Source organism: Sphingomonadaceae bacterium OTU29LAMAA1 (assembly GCA_024072375.1).
In the GTDB taxonomy this organism is placed as follows: Bacteria; Pseudomonadota; Alphaproteobacteria; order Sphingomonadales; family Sphingomonadaceae; genus Sphingomonas.
Window position 1 is genome coordinate 3,492,317 of the sequence record CP099617.1, and the last position, 21,776, is coordinate 3,514,092.

Genomic DNA, 21,776 nt, shown 5'->3' on the forward strand with positions numbered 1-21,776 from the left:
CGCGTCCGGGAGCGATTTCGACCCGGACGTAGTGTCAACTTCCACAACTTCCAATTTTCGAAAGGGTAGCCACCATGGCAGCCAAAGACGTAAAATTCGGCCGCGACGCGCGTGAGCGCATCCTGCGCGGCGTCGATATCCTCGCCGACGCGGTGAAGGTGACGTTGGGTCCGAAGGGCCGCAACGTCGTGATCGACAAGAGCTTCGGCGCTCCCCGCATCACCAAGGACGGCGTCACCGTCGCCAAGGAGATCGAGCTGAAGGACAAGTTCGAGAACATGGGCGCGCAGATGGTGCGCGAAGTGGCCTCGAAGACCAACGACATCGCCGGCGACGGCACGACCACCGCGACCGTTCTGGCGCAGGCGATCGTCCGCGAGGGCATGAAGTCGGTCGCGGCCGGCATGAACCCAATGGATCTGAAGCGCGGCATCGACATCGCCGTCCTGAAGGTCGTCGAGGACATCAAGGCCCGCTCGAAGCCCGTCGCGGGCACCAGCGAGATCGCCCAGGTCGGCATCATCTCGGCCAACGGCGACCGTGAAGTCGGCGAGAAGATCGCGGAAGCGATGGAGAAGGTCGGCAAGGAAGGCGTGATCACCGTCGAGGAAGCGAAGGGTCTCGATTTCGAGCTCGACGTCGTCGAGGGCATGCAGTTCGACCGCGGCTATCTGTCGCCTTACTTCATCACCAACCCGGAAAAGATGACGGTCGAACTGAACGATCCGTACATCCTGATCCACGAGAAGAAGCTGTCGAACCTTCAGGCGATGCTCCCGATCCTGGAAGCCGTCGTCCAGTCGGGTCGTCCGCTGCTGATCATCGCCGAGGACATCGAGGGCGAGGCTCTGGCCACGCTCGTCGTCAACAAGCTGCGTGGCGGCCTGAAGGTCGCAGCGGTCAAGGCTCCGGGTTTCGGCGATCGTCGCAAGGCGATGCTGGAAGACATCGCGATCCTGACCAAGGGCGAGATGATCTCGGAAGACCTCGGCATCAAGCTCGAGAACGTGACCGTCGGCATGCTCGGCACCGCCAAGCGCGTCACGATCGACAAGGACAACACCACCATCATCGACGGTGCGGGTGAAGCCGATTCGATCAAGGGCCGCACCGAGGCGATCCGTGCGCAGATCGAGAACACCACCAGCGATTACGACCGCGAGAAGCTCCAGGAGCGTCTCGCCAAGCTCGCTGGCGGCGTCGCGGTCATCAAGGTCGGTGGCTCGACCGAGGTCGAGGTGAAGGAGCGGAAGGACCGCGTCGACGACGCGCTGCACGCGACCCGCGCAGCCGTCGAAGAAGGCATCGTCCCCGGTGGCGGCACCGCGCTGCTGTACGCGACCAAGGCTCTCGAAGGCGTCACCGGCGTCAACGACGACCAGACCCGCGGCGTGGACATCGTCCGCAAGTCGCTGACGGCTCTGGTTCGCCAGATCGCGCAGAACGCGGGTCACGACGGTGCCGTCGTGTCGGGCAAGCTGCTCGACCAGTCGGACACCTCGTTCGGCTTCAACGCGTCGACCGACACGTACGAGAACCTGGTGACCGCCGGCGTGATCGACCCGACCAAGGTCGTCCGCACCGCGCTGCAGAACGCCGCTTCGGTGGCCGGCCTGCTCATCACCACGGAAGCGACCGTGTCCGAACTGCCGGAGGACAAGGCTCCGAGCATGCCCGGCGGCGGCGGCATGGGCGGCATGGGCGGCATGGACTTCTGATTTCGGTCGGGCGGAGCCAAGGCTCCGCCCGACACGAAATCAGAACCGGCCGGCGGGATCGGCAACGCCGAACCCGTACCGACGTGCCAGCACCGGCTTTGCCGGTGCTCGTTCCAGGCAAAAACGAAGGGCCGGGGAAGCAATCCCCCGGCCCTTCGTCATTCCCGTCAAAGCAACTCACAACCCGTGCTCCTGCGAACGCAGGAGCCCAGTGTTCCGAATACTTCAAGCCGTGGTCCTGCCCCACCCTGGGTTCCTGCGTTCGCAGGAACACGCAGATGCGATGTCATGCGCAAGCCTCGCTTCACCGGACGAAGCAACCCACGCCCCACCCGCACGTTGCCGTCATCATGAACATCGACGCGACCCGCCCCGACATCCCCGCCGACGGCGCGATCCTCGGCTACGGCCCGATGCTTCCGCTCGTCGCGGCCGGCGCGGGCGCATGGCTGCTTCCCCAGCCATGGCCATTCTGGGCGGTGCAACTCGGCATTATCTGGGGTGCATTGGTGCTCGCGTTTATCGCCGGCGTCCGCCGCGGGTTCGGCTTCGGCTATCCGAACGCCTCGAAGCCGGCGGAGATCAGCGCCAGCATCGCCTATTTCACGCTCGCGGGTCTCGCCCTCGTCATCGGCCGCCCGTCGATGGCGTTGATGCCGCTGATCATCGCCTACGGCCTCGCCGCCCTGCTCGATCGCCGTGCCGCACTGGCGGGGAATGCACCCGCCTATTTCGCGACGCTGCGGCCCCGTCAGCTGCTGATCGGCGCTGCGGGGCTGGCGGGTTTATGGGCGTGGACGATCAGCTACTGATCAGGCGTCTTTCATCGCCTCGATCAGCTTCTTGACCTCCTGACTTCGGCCACGCGGCAGGATCAGGACGTCGTTGCCGCTCGCCACGACGATCAGGTCGCTGATCCCGACCGCCGAAACGCGGATACCGTCGGTGCGGATCAGGCAATCGCGCACGTCGATCGCCAGCACCTCGCCACGGTGGGCGTTTCCGTCGCCGTCGCGATCGCTGATCGCATGCAGCGCGTCCCAGCTGCCGACGTCGCTCCAGCCCATATCGACCGGCACGACGGCGACACGCTCGGCGCGTTCCATCACCGCATAGTCGATCGAATCCGACGGGGACGCGGCGAAGGCGTCGGCATCGGGATAGATCCGCCCGCCATCACGCCGCGCCCCGGTCATGGCATCCTGCGCGGCGGTCAGCATCGCGGGAGCATGCGCTGCCAGTTCACCGAGAAAGATATCCGCGCGGAACAGGAAGATGCCGCCGTTCCACGCGTGATCGCCGGATGCCAGCATCTCTTCGGCCCGCTCCCGGATCGGTTTCTCGACGAAGCGGGCGACCCGGTGAACGCCGTTCGTCAGCGGCTCGCCGATCCTGATCCAGCCATACCCCGTTTCCGGCGCGTCGGGAGCGATCCCGAACGTGACCGGCCAACCCTCCGCGACCAGCGGCATCGCTGCCTCGATGGCGGCGTGAAAAGCGGCGACGTCGGCGATGACGTGATCGGACGGCATCACCAGCAACGCATCCTCGCCCTTCGCTGCCAAGGCGGCAAGCGCGATCGCCGGCGCGGTGTTACGCGCGACAGGCTCGAGGATCACCGCCTGCGGCGTCGCGCCTACGGCGCTCAACTGTTCGTCGATGTGATCGGCGTGCCGGGCGCTGGCCACCACGATCGGCGCTGCGAACGCCTCGCCATGCGCTCGCCTCGCGGTCAGCTGCAGCATCGTTTCCTCGGCGGTCAACGCCAGCAGCTGCTTGGGCATTTCCGGGCGCGACATCGGCCATAGCCGGGTGCCTGATCCTCCGGAAAGGATCACGGGAACGATCGTCATGGTGGGTGAGAAACTCCTTGGACGTATCATCATAGCTGAACGAGCCGTAGCTGAACGAATGCAGCGACGAAACGACCCAGATGAAGCGCCTCTTCAAGCTTTCTTTGCTTTTTTCTGCGAGGCGGAAAGTTGCCTGTCGGAAAAGCTTACAGGCGCGGTCGGAAGGAAGCGGGGATGATCCGCGTTTTCAAGCATTACGTTCCCTATGCCGTGCTGCTGCTCGGACTGGTGGATGCGGTCCTGCTGATCGCCTCGGCGGAACTGGGCTGGGTGATCCGTGCGCACCAGATCGGCATGCTGATCGAGCCAACCTCGTCGCGCCTGCCGCAATTGCTATCGTTCGCGTTCGCTCTTCAGATCGCACTGGTCGCGGTCGGCGCCTATGGCGTCGCGTCGTTCCTGTCGCTGCGCTTCGCCGCGGCACGGCTGGCGGTTGCGATCCTGCTGGGGGTCAGCTTCCTCTCCATCCTCTTCTTCCTCGTTCCACCACTGGCATTGTGGCGATCGAACCTCGCCTATGCGACGCTGATCGCGGGAATCCTGCTGGTCGTGGTTCGGGCGTTGCTGGGCCGGACGTTGGGCAGCGAGACCTTCAAGCGGCGGATCATCGTGCTGGGGGCGGGGCATCGCGCCGCCCGCATCGGTGGACTGGCCGCGCTACCGGGATCGAATGTCGTCGTCGCCGGCTATGTCGCGATGGGGGAGGCCAACCCGGTCATCACGGACGCCGTTCCGCGCGACCGGATTCCCAATCTCGCCGCGCATGTCGTCGATAACGGCGCGAGCGAAGTCGTTCTGGCACTCGAGGAACGCCGCAACGCCTTGCCGCTGAAGGATCTGCTGCGCGTCAAGACGACGGGCGTGATGGTCAGCGAGATCTCCAGCTTTCTCGAGCGCGAGACGGGGCGGATCGACCTCAATTCCGTCAATCCGTCGTGGCTGATCTTCTCGGACGGCTTCGCCTCCGGCCGCATGCTGTCGAGCGCCTTCAAGCGGGCGTTCGACGTCGTCGCCAGCCTGCTGCTGCTGTTCCTGACGCTCCCGGTGATCCTCCTCACCGCCGCCGCGATCAAGCTCGAATCCAAGGGCCCCGCCTTCTACCGCCAGCGCCGCGTCGGCCTGTACAATCAGGGCTTCGACATCATCAAGTTGCGCTCGATGCGGCAGGATGCGGAAGTTGCTGGCAAGGCTGTATGGGCGGAAAAGGACGATCCCCGCATCACCCGGGTCGGCCGATTCATCCGTATGGTGCGCATCGACGAACTGCCGCAGACGTGGACGGTGCTGAAAGGCGAGATGAGCTTCGTCGGCCCGCGTCCCGAACGCCCGCAATTCGTCGAACAGCTCGAACAGCAGATTCCGTATTATGCCGAGCGCCACATGGTGAAGCCCGGCATCACCGGCTGGGCGCAGATCAACTACCCCTATGGCGCGTCGATCGAGGATGCCCGCCACAAGCTGGAATACGACCTCTATTACGCCAAGAACTATTCGCCCTTCCTCGACCTGCTGATCCTGCTCCAGACGCTGCGCGTGGTGCTCTGGCCGTCAGGAGCACGCTGAGGCCGTGCCGACGCTGATCCTCTGGGGCCATGCGCTCGCGGCGCTGGCGTTCGGTGGGCTGGCGCTCGCCTGGCTCCGCCATACCCAGCCGCTGGCACCGCGCGCGCCGCTCGCCTGCGCGCTGATCGCCACTGCGCTGTGGGCACTTGCCGTCGCGGGTATCGGCGCGGGCGACGTGGTGGCGCGGCTCGCCGAATCGGTGCGCAATCTCGCATGGCTGGCGCTGATGCTCACCTTCGTCCGGCAGGCACGTAGCGGCAGCATGCCGCTTTACGCGGTCTATGCCGCCGCGGGATCGATCACCGTCTTCGCAACGGCGCTGGCGCTGTTCGAAACCCTGCCGCTCGGTATCGAGGCACAGGCGGCGGTCATCCAGTTCAGACTGATCGCGCGCATGCTCGCGGCGATCGTCGGGCTGATGCTGGTCCATCAGCTCGCCTTCGTCGGTGCACCGCGCAACCGCGGCCGTACCGTCCTGCTCGCCGCCGCCATCGCGACGATGTGGGGTGCGGACCTGTTCGCCGCGGCGCTCGGCTGGGGACTCGGTGGCCGGCCTGTGGTCGTCGTCGCCGCAAGAGGCTTCGTCATGACCGGCGTCGCCCTGTTGCTGGCGCTGGCCGCCCGGCGTGGCGAACGAGGGCTGACCGTTTCGCATGGGGTGGCGCTGCGGCTGTTTTCCGTCGCCGCGGTCATAACGTATGCCGGCTTCACCATCCTGCTGACCCAGATCGCGGAACGGTTTGCCGGCCATACCGCCCGGATCGTCCAGACCGCGATCGTGCTGGGTGCGACGACGGCGCTGGTCACCTTGCTGTCCACCCCATGGCTGCGGGCGTGGGCGAAGGTGAAGGTCGCCAAGCACTTCTTCCGCCATCGCTACGATTATCGCGCCGAATGGCAGCGGTTCACCGCGACGCTGGGATCGCCCGGGCCCGGCGCCGACCCGCTCGACCAGCGGATCGTACGGGCCATCGCGGACCTGACCGGATCGCCTGCCGGCTTGTTGCTGGTTCCCGACGGGGCCGGGCTGGGCCCGGCCGCGGCCTGGCACTGGCCAGACACCGGCAGCACCGAGGCCGCATTGTCGGAGCATCTCGCCGCCAGCACGCGAATCGTCGAGCTCGATCAGGTCCGTCGCGGCGAAGCTCCGGCCGAGGAAGCCGCCGCCGTGCCGCAATGGATCTGTGACCACCCGGAAGCCTGGGCGCTCGTGCCCCTGATCCACGGCACAAGCCTGATTGGCGCCATCCTGCTCGCTCGCCCCCCGATCGACCGTGCTCTCGACTGGGAGGACCTCGACCTGCTCCGCGTCGCCGGGCGACAGGCCGCGAGCTATCTCGCCGAGGATCGTGCGCACGCCGCGCTCGCCGACGCCGCACGGTTCGACGAGTTCAATCGTCGCTTCGCCTTCATTATCCACGATATCAAGAATCTGGTCAGCGGCCTCAGCCTGGTCGCGCGCAACGCCGAACGCCATGCCGACAATCCCGCCTTCCGTGCCGACATGATCGAAACCCTGAAGGATTCCGCGGCCCGCATGAACGCGCTGCTTGCCCGCCTGTCGCAGCACCATCGCGCGGAACCGGAACCCGTGCAGCCGGTCGATCTGGCGGCGCTGGCGCTGCGGCTGGCGGCTGTGCGGCGCGCCCAGCACCCGATCGTGGTCGAGGGTGCGGGCATGGCGCTCGCCCAACCCGGCCGGCTGGACCAGTTGCTCGGGCACCTGTTGCAGAACGCGATCGAAGCGAGCCCTTCGGGCACCCCGGTCACCATCCGCGCCGGGTACCACGACGGCCGCACGGTCGTCGACGTAGTCGATCGCGGATGCGGGATGAGCGCCGCTTTCGTCCGCGATCAGTTGTTCCGCCCGTTCGCCTCGTCGAAGCCGGATGGCTTCGGCATCGGCGCCTATGAAGCGCGCCAGCTTGCCGAGGCGATGGACGGTACCATCGACGTCGATAGCCGGCAGGGCGAGGGGACGCGATTCCGCCTGTCACTGCCCGCGGCCCGCACCATGGAGCAGGCGGCATGAGCACCAAGCCGGTCCTGCTGATCGTCGAGGACGACCTTGCGCTGCAACGCCAGTTGCGCTGGGCCTATGAGGGGTATGAGATCGTCGGCGCAGCCACCCGTGCCGAGGCGATCGAGGCGTTGCGTCTTCACGAACCAGCCGTGGTGACGCTGGACCTCGGCCTGCCGCCCGACCCTGACGGTACGGGCGAAGGCTTCGCGACGCTCGCCGAGATCCTCGCGCTGAAACCCGACACCAAGGTGATCGTCGCGTCCGGCCATGGCGCGCGGGAGAGCGCCCTGAATGCGATCGGACTGGGGGCATGGGATTTCTACGCCAAGCCGATCGACATCGACGCACTCGGCCTGATCGTCGCGCGTGCGTTCCATGTCCATGCGCTGGAGGCGGAGAACCGTCGCCTCGCGGCGCGCGAACCGGGCGGCTCGGGGTTCGGCGGATTGATCTATGCCTCTGACGAAATGGCCAAAGTCGTCCGCACCGTCGAACGGGTTGCCGCCGCCGACGTATCGGTGATGCTGCTCGGCGCGAGCGGCACCGGCAAGGAATTGCTGGCACGTGGCATACATGACACATCGCCGCGGCGGCGTGGCGAGTTCGTCGCGATCAACTGCGCCGCGATCCCCGACACGCTGCTGGAAAGCGAATTGTTCGGGCACGAGAAGGGTGCATTTACCGGCGCGGTAAAGACGACGCCGGGCAAGATCGAACAGTCGGCAGGCGGCACCCTGTTCCTCGACGAAATCGGCGATGTGCCGCTGCCGTTGCAGGTCAAGCTGCTGCGGTTCCTGCAGGAACGCGTGATCGAGCGGATCGGCGGGCGCAAGGCCATCCCGGTGGACACGCGGATCGTCTGCGCCACGCACCAGAATCTGGAGGCGATGGTCGCCGACGGGCGCTTCCGGGAAGATTTATATTATCGACTTGCCGAGATCATCGTCCGGATCCCCAGCCTCGCCGAACGGCCCGGTGACGCCGGCCTGCTGGCACGCACGCTGGTGCGCAAGCACGCCGATGCGATGAAGCTGGCGATTACCGGACTGGCGCCGGATGCGCTGGCAGCGATCGAGGCATGGCCCTGGCCCGGCAATGTGCGCGAACTGGAAAATCGCATCAAGCGGGCGGTGATCATGGCGGACGGAAAGCTGATCACCGCAGCCGACCTCGATCTGGGCGGCGACGCGGGCGAGGCGTTGCCGCTCAACTTGCGCACTGCGCGCGAGCATGCCGATCGCAAGACGATCCGGCAGGCGCTGGCGCGGGCGGACGGCAATATCTCCGGCGCGTCGCGGCTGCTCGGTGTCAGCCGGCCGACGCTGTACGACCTCCTGAAGAGCTACGACCTGCATGGCTGAATCCCGCTATCCGATGATGCGCCGTAGACGCCGTCGCGCGTTGCGACTGCCGCGTCTGCGTCTGGCACATGGCATCGCGCTGGCCATGCTGGTCGCGATTGCGGCGATTCTGGCTTTCGTCCTGCTGCGTCCGGCCCCGCGAGTCGATCCGGTGCGCGCCCTGCACGATTCCCGCGCCGCCTATCGCATCGGCAACTACAGCGCGGCGCGCAATCACGCGCTCGCTGCCCTGGGCGCCGTCCCTGCGTCGCAGCCCACGTTGCTGCTGCTGGCGCGCAGTTACCTGAAACTGGGCGATGGCGTGGCCGCCGAAGGCGCGGTGAGCCGTGCACGCGCGCTGAACGTTCCCGAAATCCGCGTCGCGGGCCTGCGGGCGCAGGCGCGTTTCCTGCAATCCGATTATCAGGGCGCGATCGATGCCGCCGCGATGGCACCGGCAGACGACGTGGATGCCGTTCGCGCACGCGCGCGGGCGCTGGCCATGCTCGGCGATGCCGGCACCGCCGCAGCGCTGCTGGAACACCTGTCGGCGCGAGCGCCGCGGGACGCCGCGATATGGGCCGATCTGGGGCGGGTACGACTGAATGCCGGCGAGATCGCCGGTGCCACCGCAGCCGCCGCGCAGTCCGCGCGACTGTCGCCGGGTGATCCGGTACCGTTGACGCTTCAGGCGGAGATCGTGCGGACACGCTACGGCATTACCGCCGCGTTGCCGTGGTTCGAGGCGGCGTTGTCCCGCGATGCCTATTACCATCCCGCGCTGATCGAATATGCGGCGACGCTGGGCGAGGCCGGGCGCCATGCGGACATGCTCGCCGCGACCCGCCGTGCACTCGCCGCACGACCGGGCAGTCCGCAGGCGTTCTACCTGCAGGCGGTACTGGCCGCGCGGGCCGGACGGCTCGATCTGGCCCGCGAGATGCTTCAGCGCGCCGGAACCACGATCACGACATTGCCCGGGGCGGCGCTGCTCGGCGGCGGGCTGGATTTCGTGGCCGGGCGTTACGAGCGGACGATCGGCAGCTGGCGTCCGCTGGCCGCCGACCAGCCGATGAACGTCGTGCTGCGCCGGCTGCTCGGTGCGGCGATGCTGCGCTCTGGCGATCCCCAGGGCGCACTTGCCCAATTGCGTCCGATCGCGTTGCGCGACGATGCCGACGCCTACACCCTGACCCTGGTCGCCCGGGCGTTCGAGGCGACCGGCGACCGCGTCAGCGCCGCGCGCTTTCTCGACCGGGCGGCATCGGGCGCGCGCGGTGGTCCGGCGGTGTTCGCCAGCGACGACAGTGTCGGCGTGGTGCTGGCCGAGGCACGCGACGATCCGTCCGACCCCAATTACATGCTGGGCGTCATCCGCGCCCAACTGACCGCGGGCGATGCCGCGGGTGCGATCGAGCGAGCGCGGACGCTGGTTGCGGCCAGTCCCGGCGCACCCGCCGCGCAGGTCGCGCTGGGCGATGCGCTGAGCGTCGCCGGCCGGTTCCCCGAAGCGGCACAGGTCTATACCCGTGCCGCGAGCCTGACGTTCGATGAACCGACGATGCTGCGGCTGGTCGATGCATGGGCACGCGCGAACCGGCCGCGCGAGGCGGCGGCGGCGCTGTCGCTCTACCTTCAGCAGAACCCCCAGAGCCTGTCCGGCCAGCGTATCCGCGCGCGCCTGCAAGTGGCGAACGGCGATGCCGACGACGCGATCGAAACACTGGAAGGCTTGCGCCGGATGACCGGCAACCGCGATGCCGCGGTGCTCGCAGATCTGGCGAGGGCCTATGCCGCGAGCGACGACGGTCCGGTCGCGCGCACCTATGGCCGCGCCGCCTATCGTCTGATGCCGATGAACGCTTCGGTCTGCGATGCCTATGCACTGGCGCTGGCCGCCGACGGCGATCTGGCCGGTGCACGGCAACTGGCGGCGAAGGCGGTGGCGCTGGCGCCGACCGATCCGACGATCGCGTCGCACGCACGCCAGATCGCCCGCTGACGGTTGCGCGTGCGCGCGTGCCGCGTCATGAGCGCGACCATGGCCGACCCACTGGAGCGTATCGCCGCGGCGCTCGACCGCCTTGCCCCGCCGCCACCGCCCGGCGACGATGCCGCCGCGCATCCGGCCTATGTCTGGCGAAGCGGTGCGCTGATTGCCGCGCGTGCGTTCGCGCCGTTGCCACTCGATCTGCTGATGCGTGTCGACAAGCAGAAACTGGCGTTGGTCGAGAACACGCGCAGGCTGGCGGCGGGCGCTGCGGCGCAGGACGTGCTGCTGTGGGGCGCGCGAGGAACGGGCAAGTCGGCGCTGGTCAAGGCCGCGATCGGTGCGGTGCAGGCGGATGGCGGAGATGTCGCGCTGATCGAGGTCGGCGATCTGGATGCCTTGCCGGGTCTGTTCGCGCTACTGGCGCCGGTGCGGCGGTCGTTCGCCCTGTTCCTCGACGACCTTGGATTCGATGCCCCCGCGGAAGCGCGGACGCTGCGGTCGCTGCTGGAAGGCGGTGCGGAGGCGCGGCCGGACAACGTCCGCCTGATCGTGACCGCCAACCGCCGTCATCTGGTGCCGCGCGACATCGCCGAACAGGATGGTGCGATCAACCCGCGTGACAGCATCGACGACCAGCTTGCGCTCGCCGATCGCTTCGGACTGAGCCTGGGTTTTCACGCGCTCGATCAGGACGGTTATTGTGCGATCGTCGCCGTTTATGCCGCGCGCTTTGCCTTGCCCTACGACGCAGCGGAGGCGGTCAACTGGGCGACCCGCCGCGGTAGCCGGTCGGGGCGCGTGGCGTGGCAATACATCACCGAACTGGCCGGGCGAGAGGGCAGGGCGCTGCGTTAACCCAACCCCTCGACCTGCTCCGCCAGCTCCAGCCAGCGCATCTCCGCAGCATCCTTTTCAGCCCGCGCCGTCTCGATCGCCTGCGTCAGCGCGGCGAAGCGTTTGGGATCGCGGACGTACAGTGCGGGATCGGCAAGCAGCGCCTCGTCGCGGGCGATCGCGGTGTCGATCGCCTCGATCCGCCCCGGCAACTGGTCGTAATCGCGCTGGTCCTTGTAGCTGAGCTTGGTTCGCGCCTGCGGCGGGGGCGGGGGAGCGGTTCTGGTTGCGGCGGGTTTGCGGGTTTCGCTGGCGCGTTTGCGCTGCCGTTCCCAATCCTCATAGCCGCCGGCGACGACGTCCACCGCGCCCGATCCGTCGAGCCCCAGCGTGACGGTAACCGTCCGGTCGAGGAAGTCGCGATCGTGGCTGACGATCAGCACCGTGCCGCCGTAATCGGCGATCACTTCCTGCAACAGGTCGAGCGTTTCGAGATCGAGGTCGTTGGTCGGTTCGTCGAGCACCAGCAGGTTCGACTCGCGGGCGAATTCGCGTGCGAGCAGCAACCGCGACCGCTCGCCGCCCGACAGCGTGCCGACCTTTGCCTCGACCAGGCTGGGGTCGAACAGGAATTCCTTCAAATAGCCGTGGATGTGCTTGCGCACGCCCAGCACGTCGATCCAGTCGCCGCCATCGGCCAGCACCTCACGCACCGTCTTGTCGGGTGCCATAAGGCTGCGCTGCTGGTCGATGACAATGCCGTCGAGCGTCTTCGCCAGCTTCACCTGACCCTCGTCAGGTTGCAATTCGCCGGTCAGCAGCTTCAACAGCGTCGTCTTGCCGGCGCCGTTGCGGCCGACGATGCCGATCCGGTCGCCGCGGGTAACGCGCAGGTCGAGGTCGCGGATGATGGTCCGCTCTCCATAGCTCTTCGACGCATGCTTCACGTCGATGACGATCTTGGTCTTGCTGTCGTCGGACGACGTGGCGAGGTTCGCCGCACCTTGCGGCCCCATCATCGCGGCGCGTTCGGCGCGCATGTCCTTCAGCTTGGCGAGGCGGCCCTGGTTGCGGCGGCGGCGGCCGGTGACGCCGCGTTGCAGCCAGTGCTCCTCGATCTTCAGCTTTGCGTCGAGCCGCTGGGCATTTCGCTCCTCCTCGGCATAGACCTGCTCGGTCCACGCCTCGAACCCGCCGAAGCCCACCTCGGCGCGGCGGATCGCGCCGCGATCCATCCACAATGTCTGCTTGGTCAGTCGAGTCAGGAAAGTGCGATCGTGGCTGATGACGATGAACGCGCCGCGGAAGCGCCCAAGCCATTCCTCAAGCCAGTCGATCGCGGCGATGTCGAGGTGGTTGGTCGGCTCGTCGAGCAGCAGCACGTCGGGGTCCTGCGCCAGTGCACGGACGATCGCCGCGCGTCGCCGCTCGCCGCCGCTCGCCGAGGCGGACTCGCGGGTGAGATCGATGCCGAGTTGGTCGGCGATCGCCTCCGCCTCGTGCGGCGCGGGCGCATCGTCGCCGCGCAGCACGTAATCGGCGAGCGTCTCGCATCCGGCGAGGCTGGGCTCCTGTTCCAGCAGCACGACACGGGTGCCGGGAACGATGACGCGCCGCCCCTCGTCGCTGTCGATCGTGCCGGCGATCAGCTTCAACAGCGTCGTCTTGCCGGCGCCGTTGCGCCCGATCAGCGCCAGCCGGTCGCGTGCGCCGATGTGGATGTCGAGGTGGCGAAACAGCCAGCCGTGACCCTGGATGACGCCAAGGTCTTCGTAAGCGAGAATAGGTGCGGCCATGGCGGGCGCAGGTAGGGGGTGGAACCCGTCCCGGCAAGCACACCCGCTACGCCGCATTCCGGATGCGGTCGGGTGAACGGCATGCGACCGCTCCATTCACAGGGTGTTCAATGCCTTCTGCCTATGCCAGTCCTTATGAAGATGGTCTTGCCCCTCTTGCTTCTCGCCGTCGTGCCTGCGCTTGCTCCCGTTGCGGCGCAGGCTCCGGATCAGCGTCGCAGCGATCAGGAGCGCGCCTATGACGCCCGCCGCAAGGGTGCGGTGCTCTCGCCGCGCCTGATCGAGGGGCGGGTACTGCCGACGATGAAGGGTTATGAGTATCTCGGCTTCGACCTGGATTTCTCCACGTCCGTTTACACGTTGAAATTCATGCGCGATGGAGTCGTCGTCTGGGTCGACGTCGATGGACGTTCGGGCCAGATCATCGGCCGCACCGGTCGCTAACAGGGGTATGACATGCGCGTTCTGATCGTCGAGGACGAGCCCAATCTCGGCCAGCAGCTGAAGAACACCCTCGAGGGTGCGGGCTATGCCATCGATCTCGCCACCGATGGCGAGGAGGGGCATTTTCTGGGGAGCACCGAGAATTACGATGCTATCGTGCTCGACCTCGGCCTGCCGGAGATCGACGGGCTGACCGTGCTCGATCGCTGGCGCAAGGAGGGCAAGACGATGCCCGTGCTGGTGCTGACCGCACGCGACAGCTGGTCGGACAAGGTCGCCGGCCTCGACGCCGGCGCGGACGACTACGTCGCCAAGCCGTTCCAGACGGAGGAGCTGATCGCCCGTCTGCGTGCGCTGATCCGCCGTGCATCTGGCAACGCATCGTCCGAACTCACCGCTGGCGACGTGCGCCTCGACACGCGGTCGGGCAAGGTCACACGGGCAGGCGAACCGGTGAAGCTGACCGCGCAGGAATACAAGCTGCTCAGCTACCTGCTGCATCACAAGGGCAAGGTAGTCAGCCGCACCGAATTGATCGAGCATATCTACGATCAGGATTTCGATCGCGATTCCAATACGATCGAAGTGTTCGTAACGCGCATCCGCAAGAAGCTGGGTCAGGACGTGATCACCACGATCCGTGGTCTGGGCTACAGTCTCGAAGACCCGGACGCCTGATCGAACCGTCATGGATACGCGGCCGCCAGTTCCCGTTTTGGCCGAAGCCCCGCCGCGCCTGCGCGCGGTCACGACCGGGTCGTTATCGCGACGGATGATCCTGATCGCGACGGCCTGGATCGGGCTGCTGCTGTTCGGCGGCGGCTTCGCGCTCGACCGGGTGCTCGCCAATGCGGTCGAGCGCAACTTCGACGACCAGATGCAATATGTCCTGCGTTCGCTGATCGCGTCGGCGGAGATTGGCCCGGATGGCGAGGTGGTGTTCGCGCGTGACGCGGCGGCCGACCCCCGCTTCCTCGAACCCTATTCCGGCCTTTACTGGCAAGTTTCGGCACCCGGCTTGCCGGTCACCGAAGCCTTTCCCTCGCGATCGCTGTGGGATCGGCGCCTGTCCTTCGGCACCGCGCATGACGACCGCAACGTGCATTTCTACAACAGCAGTCAGTTCGCCGACGAGAAGCTGCGCGTCGTCGAACGTGATGCGCAGCTGCCGAAATCCCGGGTCCACTGGCGCTTTCAGGTGGCGCAAAGCCGCCGCGGCCTCGATGCGCAGATCACCGTGCTGCGGCGGACGCTGGTGCGCAGCTTCGCTTTGCTCGGGCTGGGTCTGGTCGTACTGGCGTGGTTGCAGACGCTTTACGGTCTGTGGCCGTTGCGACGGGTGCGCGAAGAGATCGCCCGGATGCGCGCCGGCCAGTCGAACCGCGTCGATTCGGCCATGCCGATCGAGGTCGCGCCGATGGTCGAGGAACTGAACGCGCTGATCGAACATAACGAACGGCAGGCGGAGGAGGCGCGTCGACACGCCGGCAATCTTGCGCATGCACTCAAGACCCCGCTCACCGTCATCATGAACGCGGCGACGGCGCAGGCGGACGATCTGGCGGATACGGTGATTCGCGAAGCACGGACGATGCGGCGGCAGGTCGACCATCATCTCGCCCGCGCGCGCGCTGTCGGTCGCCGCGGATCTGCGCACAGCCGCGCCGACGTCTGGCCGAGCGTCGAATCGGTCGAGCGCGCGGTCGCCCGGCTCTATCGCCATGTCCGCATCGACGTGACCGGTCCCAAGGACCTGAAGGTTCACGTCGAACGGCAGGATCTGGACGAGATGCTCGGCAATCTGATTGAGAACGCGGCCAAATACGGTGGCGGCAGCGTGTTCGTGACGGTGGCCGCGCAAGCCGGCTTCGTCGAATTGCTGGTGGAGGACGACGGCATGGGCATCCCCGACGAGGATCGCGTCCGCATTTTCGATCGTGGCGTGCGGCTGGATACCGGCAAGCCGGGCACCGGGCTTGGATTGGCGATCGTCCGCGACGTTGCGGAAATCTATGGCGGCACGGTCAGTCTGGAAGAGAGCGAGGATCTGGGCGGTCTGCTGGTGCGGCTGAGGCTGCCCGCCGCAACGTGATCCTGACCGCTTGCGGGGCGCGACAGAGACGCTAACGCGCTGATCATGCGTATCTTTCGTCCGATCCTGTCCGGTGCTGCATGGAACGACCGGCTGCTTGCGGGCGTCGGTGCGGCGTTCGGCATCCTGCTGACCGGGCTCATCACGAGCCTGCTCGCGGGCGGCTGGCCCGTGCCGCAGTTGATGGCTCCGATCGGGGCCAGCGCGGTGCTGGTGTTCGCGGTGCCCGCCAGTCCGCTCGCACAGCCATGGGCGGTGATCGGCGGCAACGGTCTGTCCGCCGCCTTCGCCCTGCTGGTCACGGTGGTCACGCATCAGCCGATCATAGCCGCACCGGTTGCGGTCGGCGGCGCGATCGTCCTCATGTCGCTGCTACGATGCCTGCATCCGCCGGGCGGTGCCGTGGCGTTGAGCGTGGTGCTGCTCCACATGGCCGGCACGCCGGCGGACTGGCATTTCGCACTGTCGCCGGTCGCAGTGAATTCGGTTTTGCTGGTGATCGCGGGCGTGCTGTTCCACCGCATCTCGCGGCACAGCTATCCGCATCGCCCGGCGACTGCCGTGCCATCGCCCGCGTTTCTGACCGAGGACGTGGATGCCGCACTGGCCGAGATGCACGACACCTTCGACATCGCGCGCGAAGATCTCGATGCGCTGCTCGCCGCCGCCGCGCGACACGCGGCGATCAGGCGGGGACGGTCAGGCCGCTCATCACCTCCGCGGTGATCGCCAGACTGCGCTTGCGGGCATCGTGGTCGTAGATCGCGCTGGCGACCATCACTTCGTCCACCCCGGTGCGTTCTATGAAAGCGGCGGTCTGGCGCGCGACCGTTTCGGGCGAACCGACCGCAGAGCATTGCAGCACATGGTCGAGGATCGCGGCGCCTTGCGCGCCCAGACTGGCCCGATAGCCGGCGACCGGTGGCGGCATCTGGCGCGGATTACCGGTACGCAGCGCGACGAACGACTGCTGCTGCGAACTGGCGAGCAGCTCCGCTTCCTCATCGGTATCGGCGGCGAAGACGTTGAAGCCGGCCATGGCATGTGGCTTGGCAAGTTGCGCGGAGGGGCGGAAATCGCGGCGATAGATCGCCAGCGCACTGTCCAGTGCATCGGGGGCGAAGTGTGAGGCGAAGGCATAGGGCAGGCCTAGCGCAGCGGCGAGCTGCGCGCCGAAGGTGCTCGACCCTAAAATCCATAGCGGCACGTTCGCGCCGGCACCCGGCGTAGCGGCGATGCCGGTTCGCCCGTCGTCCGCGAAATAACTCTGCAGCTCCATCACGTCCTGCGGGAAGGCATTGGCATCGCTTTCCAACGTCCGTCGCAGCGCGCGGGCGACGCGCTGGTCCGATCCCGGCGCGCGGCCGAGGCCCAGGTCGATCCGGCCGGGGAAAAGCGCATCGAGCGTGCCGAACTGTTCGGCGATGACCAGCGGCGCATGATTGGGCAGCATGATCCCGCCCGCCCCGACACGGATACGGTTGGTCGCGGCGGCGACATGCGCGATCACGACAGCGGTCGCAGCACTGGCGATGCCGCGCATGCCATGATGTTCGGCGACCCAATATCGCTGAAAACCGAGCGTTTCGGCGTGCCGCGCGAGGTCGGCGGCATTGGCCAGCGATTGCGTCACGGTGCCGCCTTCGACGACCGGCACCAGATCGAGCAGGGAATAACGTGTCATACCCGGAAGATGGGGGCGGAGCCGCGTTCCCGCAATCCGGCGGGCATCGACCGGCGGCTTGTGCCTGCCGTTGCCGCCGCCTAGACGCGCCCGACATGCTTGCCAGCCTCGCCTCTATCGACACCTGGATCTTCGATCTGGACAACACGCTCTATCCGGCGCGCGCGAATTTGTTTGCGCGCATCGACGCCCGGATGACCGCCTATGTCGCGCGCCGCCTCGGCCTGCCCGAGCAAGAGGCTCGTGATGTCCAGAAAGAATACTTCCATCGCCACGGCACGACGCTGACCGGGCTGATGGCGGATCATGGCGTCGATCCGCACGAATTCCTCGCCGAGGTGCACGATGTCGAGATGGATGTGCTGGAGCAGGACGCGCCGCTCGCCGCCGTGATCGCGCAACTGCCCGGTCGCAAGCTGGTCTTTACCAACGGCGACAAGCCCTATGCGCTGAAGGTGCTCGACCGGCTGGGTCTGGGCGAGAGTTTCGAGGCCGTGCACGACATCCATGCGATGAACCTCGTCCCCAAGCCGCACCCGTCGGCCTATGCGGGTCTGTGCGCAGCGTTCGGCATCGATCCGACCCGGGCCGCTTTCTTCGAGGATATGGCGCGTAATCTAACACCGGCGAAGGCGATCGGCATGACCACGATCTGGGTCGACAACGGGTCCGAACAAGGGCCTGAGCCGCGCCGCGATCATATCGACTACACCGTCCACGACCTAGCGCCGTGGCTGCAGCATATCATGGAGGCATCATGAGCCAGCATCTGGCGACCGTCATCGACTCTGCGTGGGAGGATCGCGCGAATCTGGGCTTCGATACCGGTGGCGAGGTTCGCGACGCGGTCGAGGCGGCGCTCGCCTCGCTCGACGCGGGCGAGGCGCGCGTCGCCGAGCCGGACGGTGAAGGCGGCTGGCGGGTCAACCAATGGCTGAAGAAGGCGGTGCTGCTCAGCTTCCGTCTTAACGACAATGTCGTCATGCCGACCGGGCATTTTGACAAGGTGCCGCTGAAATTCGCCGATTGGGACGAGAGCGCGTTCCGTGCCGCGGGCTTCCGCGCGGTGCCCGGCTCCGTCGTCCGCCGCGGCGCCTTCATCGGCAAGGGCGCGATCCTGATGCCCAGCTTCGTCAACATCGGCGCCTATGTCGGTGAGGGCACGATGGTCGATACCTGGGCGACGGTGGGGTCGTGTGCCCAGATCGGCAAGAACGTCCATCTGTCGGGCGGTGCGGGCATCGGCGGCGTGCTGGAGCCGTTGCAGGCGGACCCGGTCATCATCGGCGATGGCGCCTTCATCGGCGCGCGGGCGGAGGTCGCCGAGGGCGTCCGCGTAGGCGAGGGGGCCGTGCTGTCGATGGGTGTCTATCTCGGCGCTTCGACCAAGATCGTCGATCGCGCCACCGGCGAAGTGTTCAAGGGCGAGGTGCCGCCCTATGCGGTCGTCGTGCCAGGCTCGATGGGTGGCGGCGACGGCAAGCCCGGGCTGTATTGCGCGGTGATCGTGAAGCGCGTCGATGCTCAGACGCGGAGCAAGACCAGCATCAACGAATTGCTGCGGGATTGACCGAATAGCACTTGCCCTCCAGCCTCGACCCGTCTTCCGTCATCCCGGCGAACGCCGGATTGCGGACGGGTGGGGAAGGTCGGCTGACGTAGAGCGTGACGCATCCGCCACACGTTCCCGCGAACGCTCCGATCGGCGAACCAAAGCCGGATCGATCCGTTGTCGGCTTCGGCGGTGCGTCGCCGTGCGGATTTCTCGACAGGTTTCGATGACGTTTTCTCCCTTGCGCGCCGCCACGGCCAGCTTCGTTTCCCTGCTGCTCAGCGGTGCGGCCCAGGCGCAACAGGTGGATGTCGGTGCTTCGCCGCCCGCTCCGGATGCTGCAGAGGCGGCGCCGGACAGCAGTCCGGGCGATACCCGTCGGCGTCCCGCGACACCGATCAGCCGTGTGCGCGATACGTCGCCGTCCGCGTTGATCGGTGACACGCAGAGTTCGCCGCCGCCCGGCCTGATCGGTGACTGGCAGACGATCCGGACGCGGCTGGGTGAGCGCGGCATCGGCGTCACCGCGCGCTACGCCTCGGAAAGCGGCTATAATTTTGCAGGTGGCGACCGGAAGCTGTTTCGCGAAACGGGGCAGTTCGATGCGGGCGTGTTGTTCGATCTCGACAGGCTGATCGGGCTGACCGGCGGTGCGCTTCAGGCGACCGTGACGTGGCGGCGCGGGCGTAATCTGACCAGCGATGCTGGCATCGAATCGCTCCAGCAGGTGCAGGAGGTCTACGGGCGCGGGCAGACGGTGCGCGTGACGCAGCTCTGGTACGAACAGCGCATCGGGCCCGCGGTCGAGATCAAGCTCGGCCGTACCAACCCGGGCGAGGATTTCGCGGTCTTTTCCTGCCATTTCATGAACCTCAGCTTCTGCGGCGCACAGCCGGGCAATCTGGTCGGCGATCACTGGCAGAACTGGCCGGTAGGGCAGTGGGGCGCGCGTGTCCGCGTCTCCTTGCCCCGGGACCTGTACGTGCAGGGCGGGGTGTACGAGATCAATCCGCGCAACCTCGACAACAGCTTCTTCATTGCGCGATTCACGGGCGCGACGGGCGTGCTGATCCCGGTCGAGATCGGCTGGACACGGGGCGGCAATACCGGGGAGCGCGGCGGCAACGTCGGGTCGTACAAGGTCGGCGGCTGGATCGGCACCGCGGATGGCGACGACGTGCTGTTGGACCGTAACCGCAACGCGAGCATCGTCACCGGGCTGTCGCCACTTCGACGATCGAGCCGCTACGGCGTCTATGCGACGATGCAGCAGCAGCTGACCGGCACGTCGAAGGACGGCAAGTCGCTGACCGGGCTGTCGATGTTCGCCAATGTGACGCAGGCCGATCGCGCGACTTCGGTCACGGACAATCAGGTGTCGCTGGGGCTGTTGTACAAGGGACTGGTGCCGGCGGTGCCGGGTGACGTGCTCGGATTCGGTTTGGCGCGCACCAACGTGAACGGGCGCGCGGCGCGCACGGACCGGCTGGTGCCGGGAACCGCGGTGCGACACGCCGAATATGCGGCAGAGGTGTATTACAGCATCCATCCCGCCGACTGGCTCGAACTGCGGCCCAACCTGCAATACATCCGTCATCCCGGCGGGATACGGCAGGCGGACGACGTCGGTGTGCTGGGTATGAAGGCAGCGATCACCCTGTAGATCGGCGGCGACCGCTTCCATGCTCGACAAGCCCGACGCACGGGCGTATCGACTTGTTATACACGTTAAACAAAGGGAACAGCATGCCCGACGCCAGCCCCAATTCGAGCCAAGTTCTCGACCGCGTTCTCGTCCTCGAAATGGTGCGCGTGACCGAGGCGGCGGCGATCGCCGCGTCGACGCTGACCGGGCGTGGCGACGAGAAGGCGGCCGATGCCGCAGCGGTCGAGGCGATGCGCGAGGCGCTGAACGAGCTCGACATGGACGGGACGGTGGTCATCGGCGAGGGCGAGCGCGATGAGGCGCCGATGCTGTTCATCGGCGAAAAGGTCGGCACGGGCAAGGGACCGGCGATCGACATCGCGCTCGATCCGCTGGAAGGCACGACGATCTGCGCCAAGGCAGGCCCGAACAGCCTCGCCGTGCTGGCGATCTCGGAAAAGGGCGGTCTGCTCAATGCTCCAGACGTCTACATGGACAAGATCGCGGTCGGGCCGAACCTGCCTGCCGGGATCATCGACCTCGACAAGACGCCGACCGAGAACGTGAACGCGATCGCCGCCGCGAAGGGCGTCAAGCCGAGCGATATCATCGCCTGCGTCCTCGATCGGCCGCGGCACGAGGCGCTGATCGCCGAATTGCGCGGCATCGGTTGCGGCGTGATGCTGATCGGCGACGGTGATGTGGCTGGCGTCATCGCGACCGCCGATCCGGACACCACGATCGACGTCTACATGGGCTCCGGCGGCGCTCCCGAAGGCGTGCTGGCCTGCGCCGCGCTGCGCTGCGTCGGCGGCCAGTTCAAGGGTCGCCTGCTGTTCCGCAACGACGACGAACGCGGCCGTGCGCGGAAGTGGGGGATCGAAGACCTCGACAAGCAATACGATCTCGAGGAGCTAGCCAAGGGCGACTGCATCTTCGCCGCAACCGGCGTCACCGACGGTTCGCTGCTGGAAGGCGTCAAGCGTCGCAAGGGCAAGATGACGACCGAGAGCGTCGTGATGCGCGCCTCGACGGGCACCGTGCGCTGGGTAAAGGGCGAGCATCGTACTGCGTGACGGGATGATGCGGCCCGACGGGCTTACCGTCGTTGCTTCGCCTCGCCCGCAATGACGAACCCGGTGTTGTTCTTTACTCTCTGTCACCACGGACGTGTTCCGGGGTCCACTGCGCCGCTTGGGGGAGTGCCTGAGCCTCAAGCCTTTCCGTTGCCGCACGGTG

General features: G+C 66.9%; 18 protein-coding genes. 15 read left to right on the forward strand and 3 right to left on the reverse strand.

The features are described from left to right. The first annotated feature begins 74 nt into the window (after positions 1-74). Positions 75-1,718 carry a chaperonin GroEL gene (gene groL, locus NF699_16745; GenBank protein ID USU04665.1) on the forward strand — a complete coding sequence of 548 codons (1,644 nt, stop codon included), beginning with the start codon at positions 75-77 and terminating at the stop codon, positions 1,716-1,718. Between the two features lie 350 nt (positions 1,719-2,068). Further along, positions 2,069-2,530: a DUF3429 domain-containing protein gene (locus NF699_16750; protein USU04666.1), complete on the forward strand. Its 462-nt coding sequence runs from the start codon at positions 2,069-2,071 to the stop codon at positions 2,528-2,530. Here the strand turns inward: NF699_16750 and NF699_16755 are convergent, their stop codons facing one another. Next, entirely contained in the window at positions 2,531-3,517 is a 987-nt protein-coding gene (locus tag NF699_16755; protein ID USU07132.1) for a sugar phosphate nucleotidyltransferase, read from the reverse strand. Positions 3,518-3,745: 228 nt separating this feature from the next. Between NF699_16755 and NF699_16760 the strand changes: the two genes are divergently transcribed. Genes NF699_16760 through NF699_16780 form a run of 5 tightly spaced genes read left to right on the forward strand, consistent with a single transcriptional unit; the run spans position 3,746 to position 11,345 of the window. Beyond that, positions 3,746-5,134: a TIGR03013 family PEP-CTERM/XrtA system glycosyltransferase gene (locus NF699_16760; GenBank protein USU04667.1), complete on the forward strand. Its 1,389-nt coding sequence runs from the start codon at positions 3,746-3,748 to the stop codon at positions 5,132-5,134. Between the two features lie 4 nt (positions 5,135-5,138). Next, complete coding sequence (gene prsK / locus NF699_16765; GenBank protein USU04668.1) at positions 5,139-7,166, forward strand: PEP-CTERM system histidine kinase PrsK; 2,028 nt, start codon at positions 5,139-5,141, stop codon at positions 7,164-7,166. Next, positions 7,163-8,518 carry a PEP-CTERM-box response regulator transcription factor gene (gene prsR / locus NF699_16770; GenBank protein USU04669.1) on the forward strand — a complete coding sequence of 452 codons (1,356 nt, stop codon included), beginning with the start codon at positions 7,163-7,165 and terminating at the stop codon, positions 8,516-8,518. The genes prsK and prsR overlap by 4 nt, the downstream gene beginning before the upstream one ends. Then, complete coding sequence (locus NF699_16775) at positions 8,511-10,499, forward strand: tetratricopeptide repeat protein (GenBank protein ID USU04670.1); 1,989 nt, start codon at positions 8,511-8,513, stop codon at positions 10,497-10,499. Before prsR ends, NF699_16775 begins: the two co-directional genes overlap by 8 nt. 39 nt (positions 10,500-10,538) lie before the next feature. Then, positions 10,539-11,345, forward strand: a complete 807-nt coding sequence (locus NF699_16780; protein ID USU04671.1) for an ATP-binding protein — start codon at positions 10,539-10,541, stop codon at positions 11,343-11,345. Here NF699_16780 and NF699_16785 read toward each other — a convergent pair. Next, positions 11,342-13,120 carry an ATP-binding cassette domain-containing protein gene (locus NF699_16785; protein USU04672.1) on the reverse strand — a complete coding sequence of 593 codons (1,779 nt, stop codon included), beginning with the start codon at positions 13,118-13,120 and terminating at the stop codon, positions 11,342-11,344. The genes NF699_16780 and NF699_16785 overlap by 4 nt on opposite strands. Positions 13,121-13,243: 123 nt before the next feature. Between NF699_16785 and NF699_16790 the strand changes: the two genes are divergently transcribed. From NF699_16790 to NF699_16805, 4 genes are read left to right on the forward strand one after another with little or no spacing between them, the layout of a single operon-like run. Then, positions 13,244-13,564 carry a hypothetical protein gene (locus tag NF699_16790; GenBank protein USU04673.1) on the forward strand — a complete coding sequence of 107 codons (321 nt, stop codon included), beginning with the start codon at positions 13,244-13,246 and terminating at the stop codon, positions 13,562-13,564. A 12-nt stretch (positions 13,565-13,576) separates the two neighbouring features. Then, positions 13,577-14,242 carry a response regulator transcription factor gene (locus NF699_16795; protein ID USU04674.1) on the forward strand — a complete coding sequence of 222 codons (666 nt, stop codon included), beginning with the start codon at positions 13,577-13,579 and terminating at the stop codon, positions 14,240-14,242. Between the two features lie 10 nt (positions 14,243-14,252). After that, a complete protein-coding gene (locus NF699_16800) occupies positions 14,253-15,656 on the forward strand; it encodes a HAMP domain-containing histidine kinase (GenBank protein ID USU04675.1) in 1,404 nt (467 codons plus the stop codon). 45 nt (positions 15,657-15,701) lie between these two features. After that, positions 15,702-16,382: an HPP family protein gene (locus NF699_16805; protein USU04676.1), complete on the forward strand. Its 681-nt coding sequence runs from the start codon at positions 15,702-15,704 to the stop codon at positions 16,380-16,382. Here NF699_16805 and NF699_16810 read toward each other — a convergent pair. Then, on the reverse strand, positions 16,342-17,340 hold the full coding sequence (locus NF699_16810) for an LLM class flavin-dependent oxidoreductase (protein USU04677.1): 999 nt from the start codon (positions 17,338-17,340) through the stop codon (positions 16,342-16,344). The two genes, NF699_16805 and NF699_16810, sit on opposite strands and share 41 nt — an antisense overlap. 95 nt (positions 17,341-17,435) lie before the next feature. Between NF699_16810 and NF699_16815 the strand changes: the two genes are divergently transcribed. The 4 genes from NF699_16815 (at position 17,436) to glpX (ending at position 21,613) form a co-directional block, all read left to right on the forward strand. Then, positions 17,436-18,101, forward strand: coding sequence for a pyrimidine 5'-nucleotidase (locus tag NF699_16815; GenBank protein USU04678.1), 666 nt, complete (start codon positions 17,436-17,438; stop codon positions 18,099-18,101). Continuing rightward, a complete protein-coding gene (dapD, locus tag NF699_16820) occupies positions 18,098-18,910 on the forward strand; it encodes a 2,3,4,5-tetrahydropyridine-2,6-dicarboxylate N-succinyltransferase (protein USU04679.1) in 813 nt (270 codons plus the stop codon). The genes NF699_16815 and dapD overlap by 4 nt, the downstream gene beginning before the upstream one ends. 208 nt (positions 18,911-19,118) lie before the next feature. Next, on the forward strand, positions 19,119-20,555 hold the full coding sequence (locus NF699_16825; GenBank protein ID USU04680.1) for a carbohydrate porin: 1,437 nt from the start codon (positions 19,119-19,121) through the stop codon (positions 20,553-20,555). A gap of 83 nt (positions 20,556-20,638) precedes the next feature. Continuing rightward, positions 20,639-21,613 carry a class II fructose-bisphosphatase gene (gene glpX, locus NF699_16830; protein ID USU04681.1) on the forward strand — a complete coding sequence of 325 codons (975 nt, stop codon included), beginning with the start codon at positions 20,639-20,641 and terminating at the stop codon, positions 21,611-21,613. The last annotated feature ends 163 nt before the right edge of the window (positions 21,614-21,776 follow it).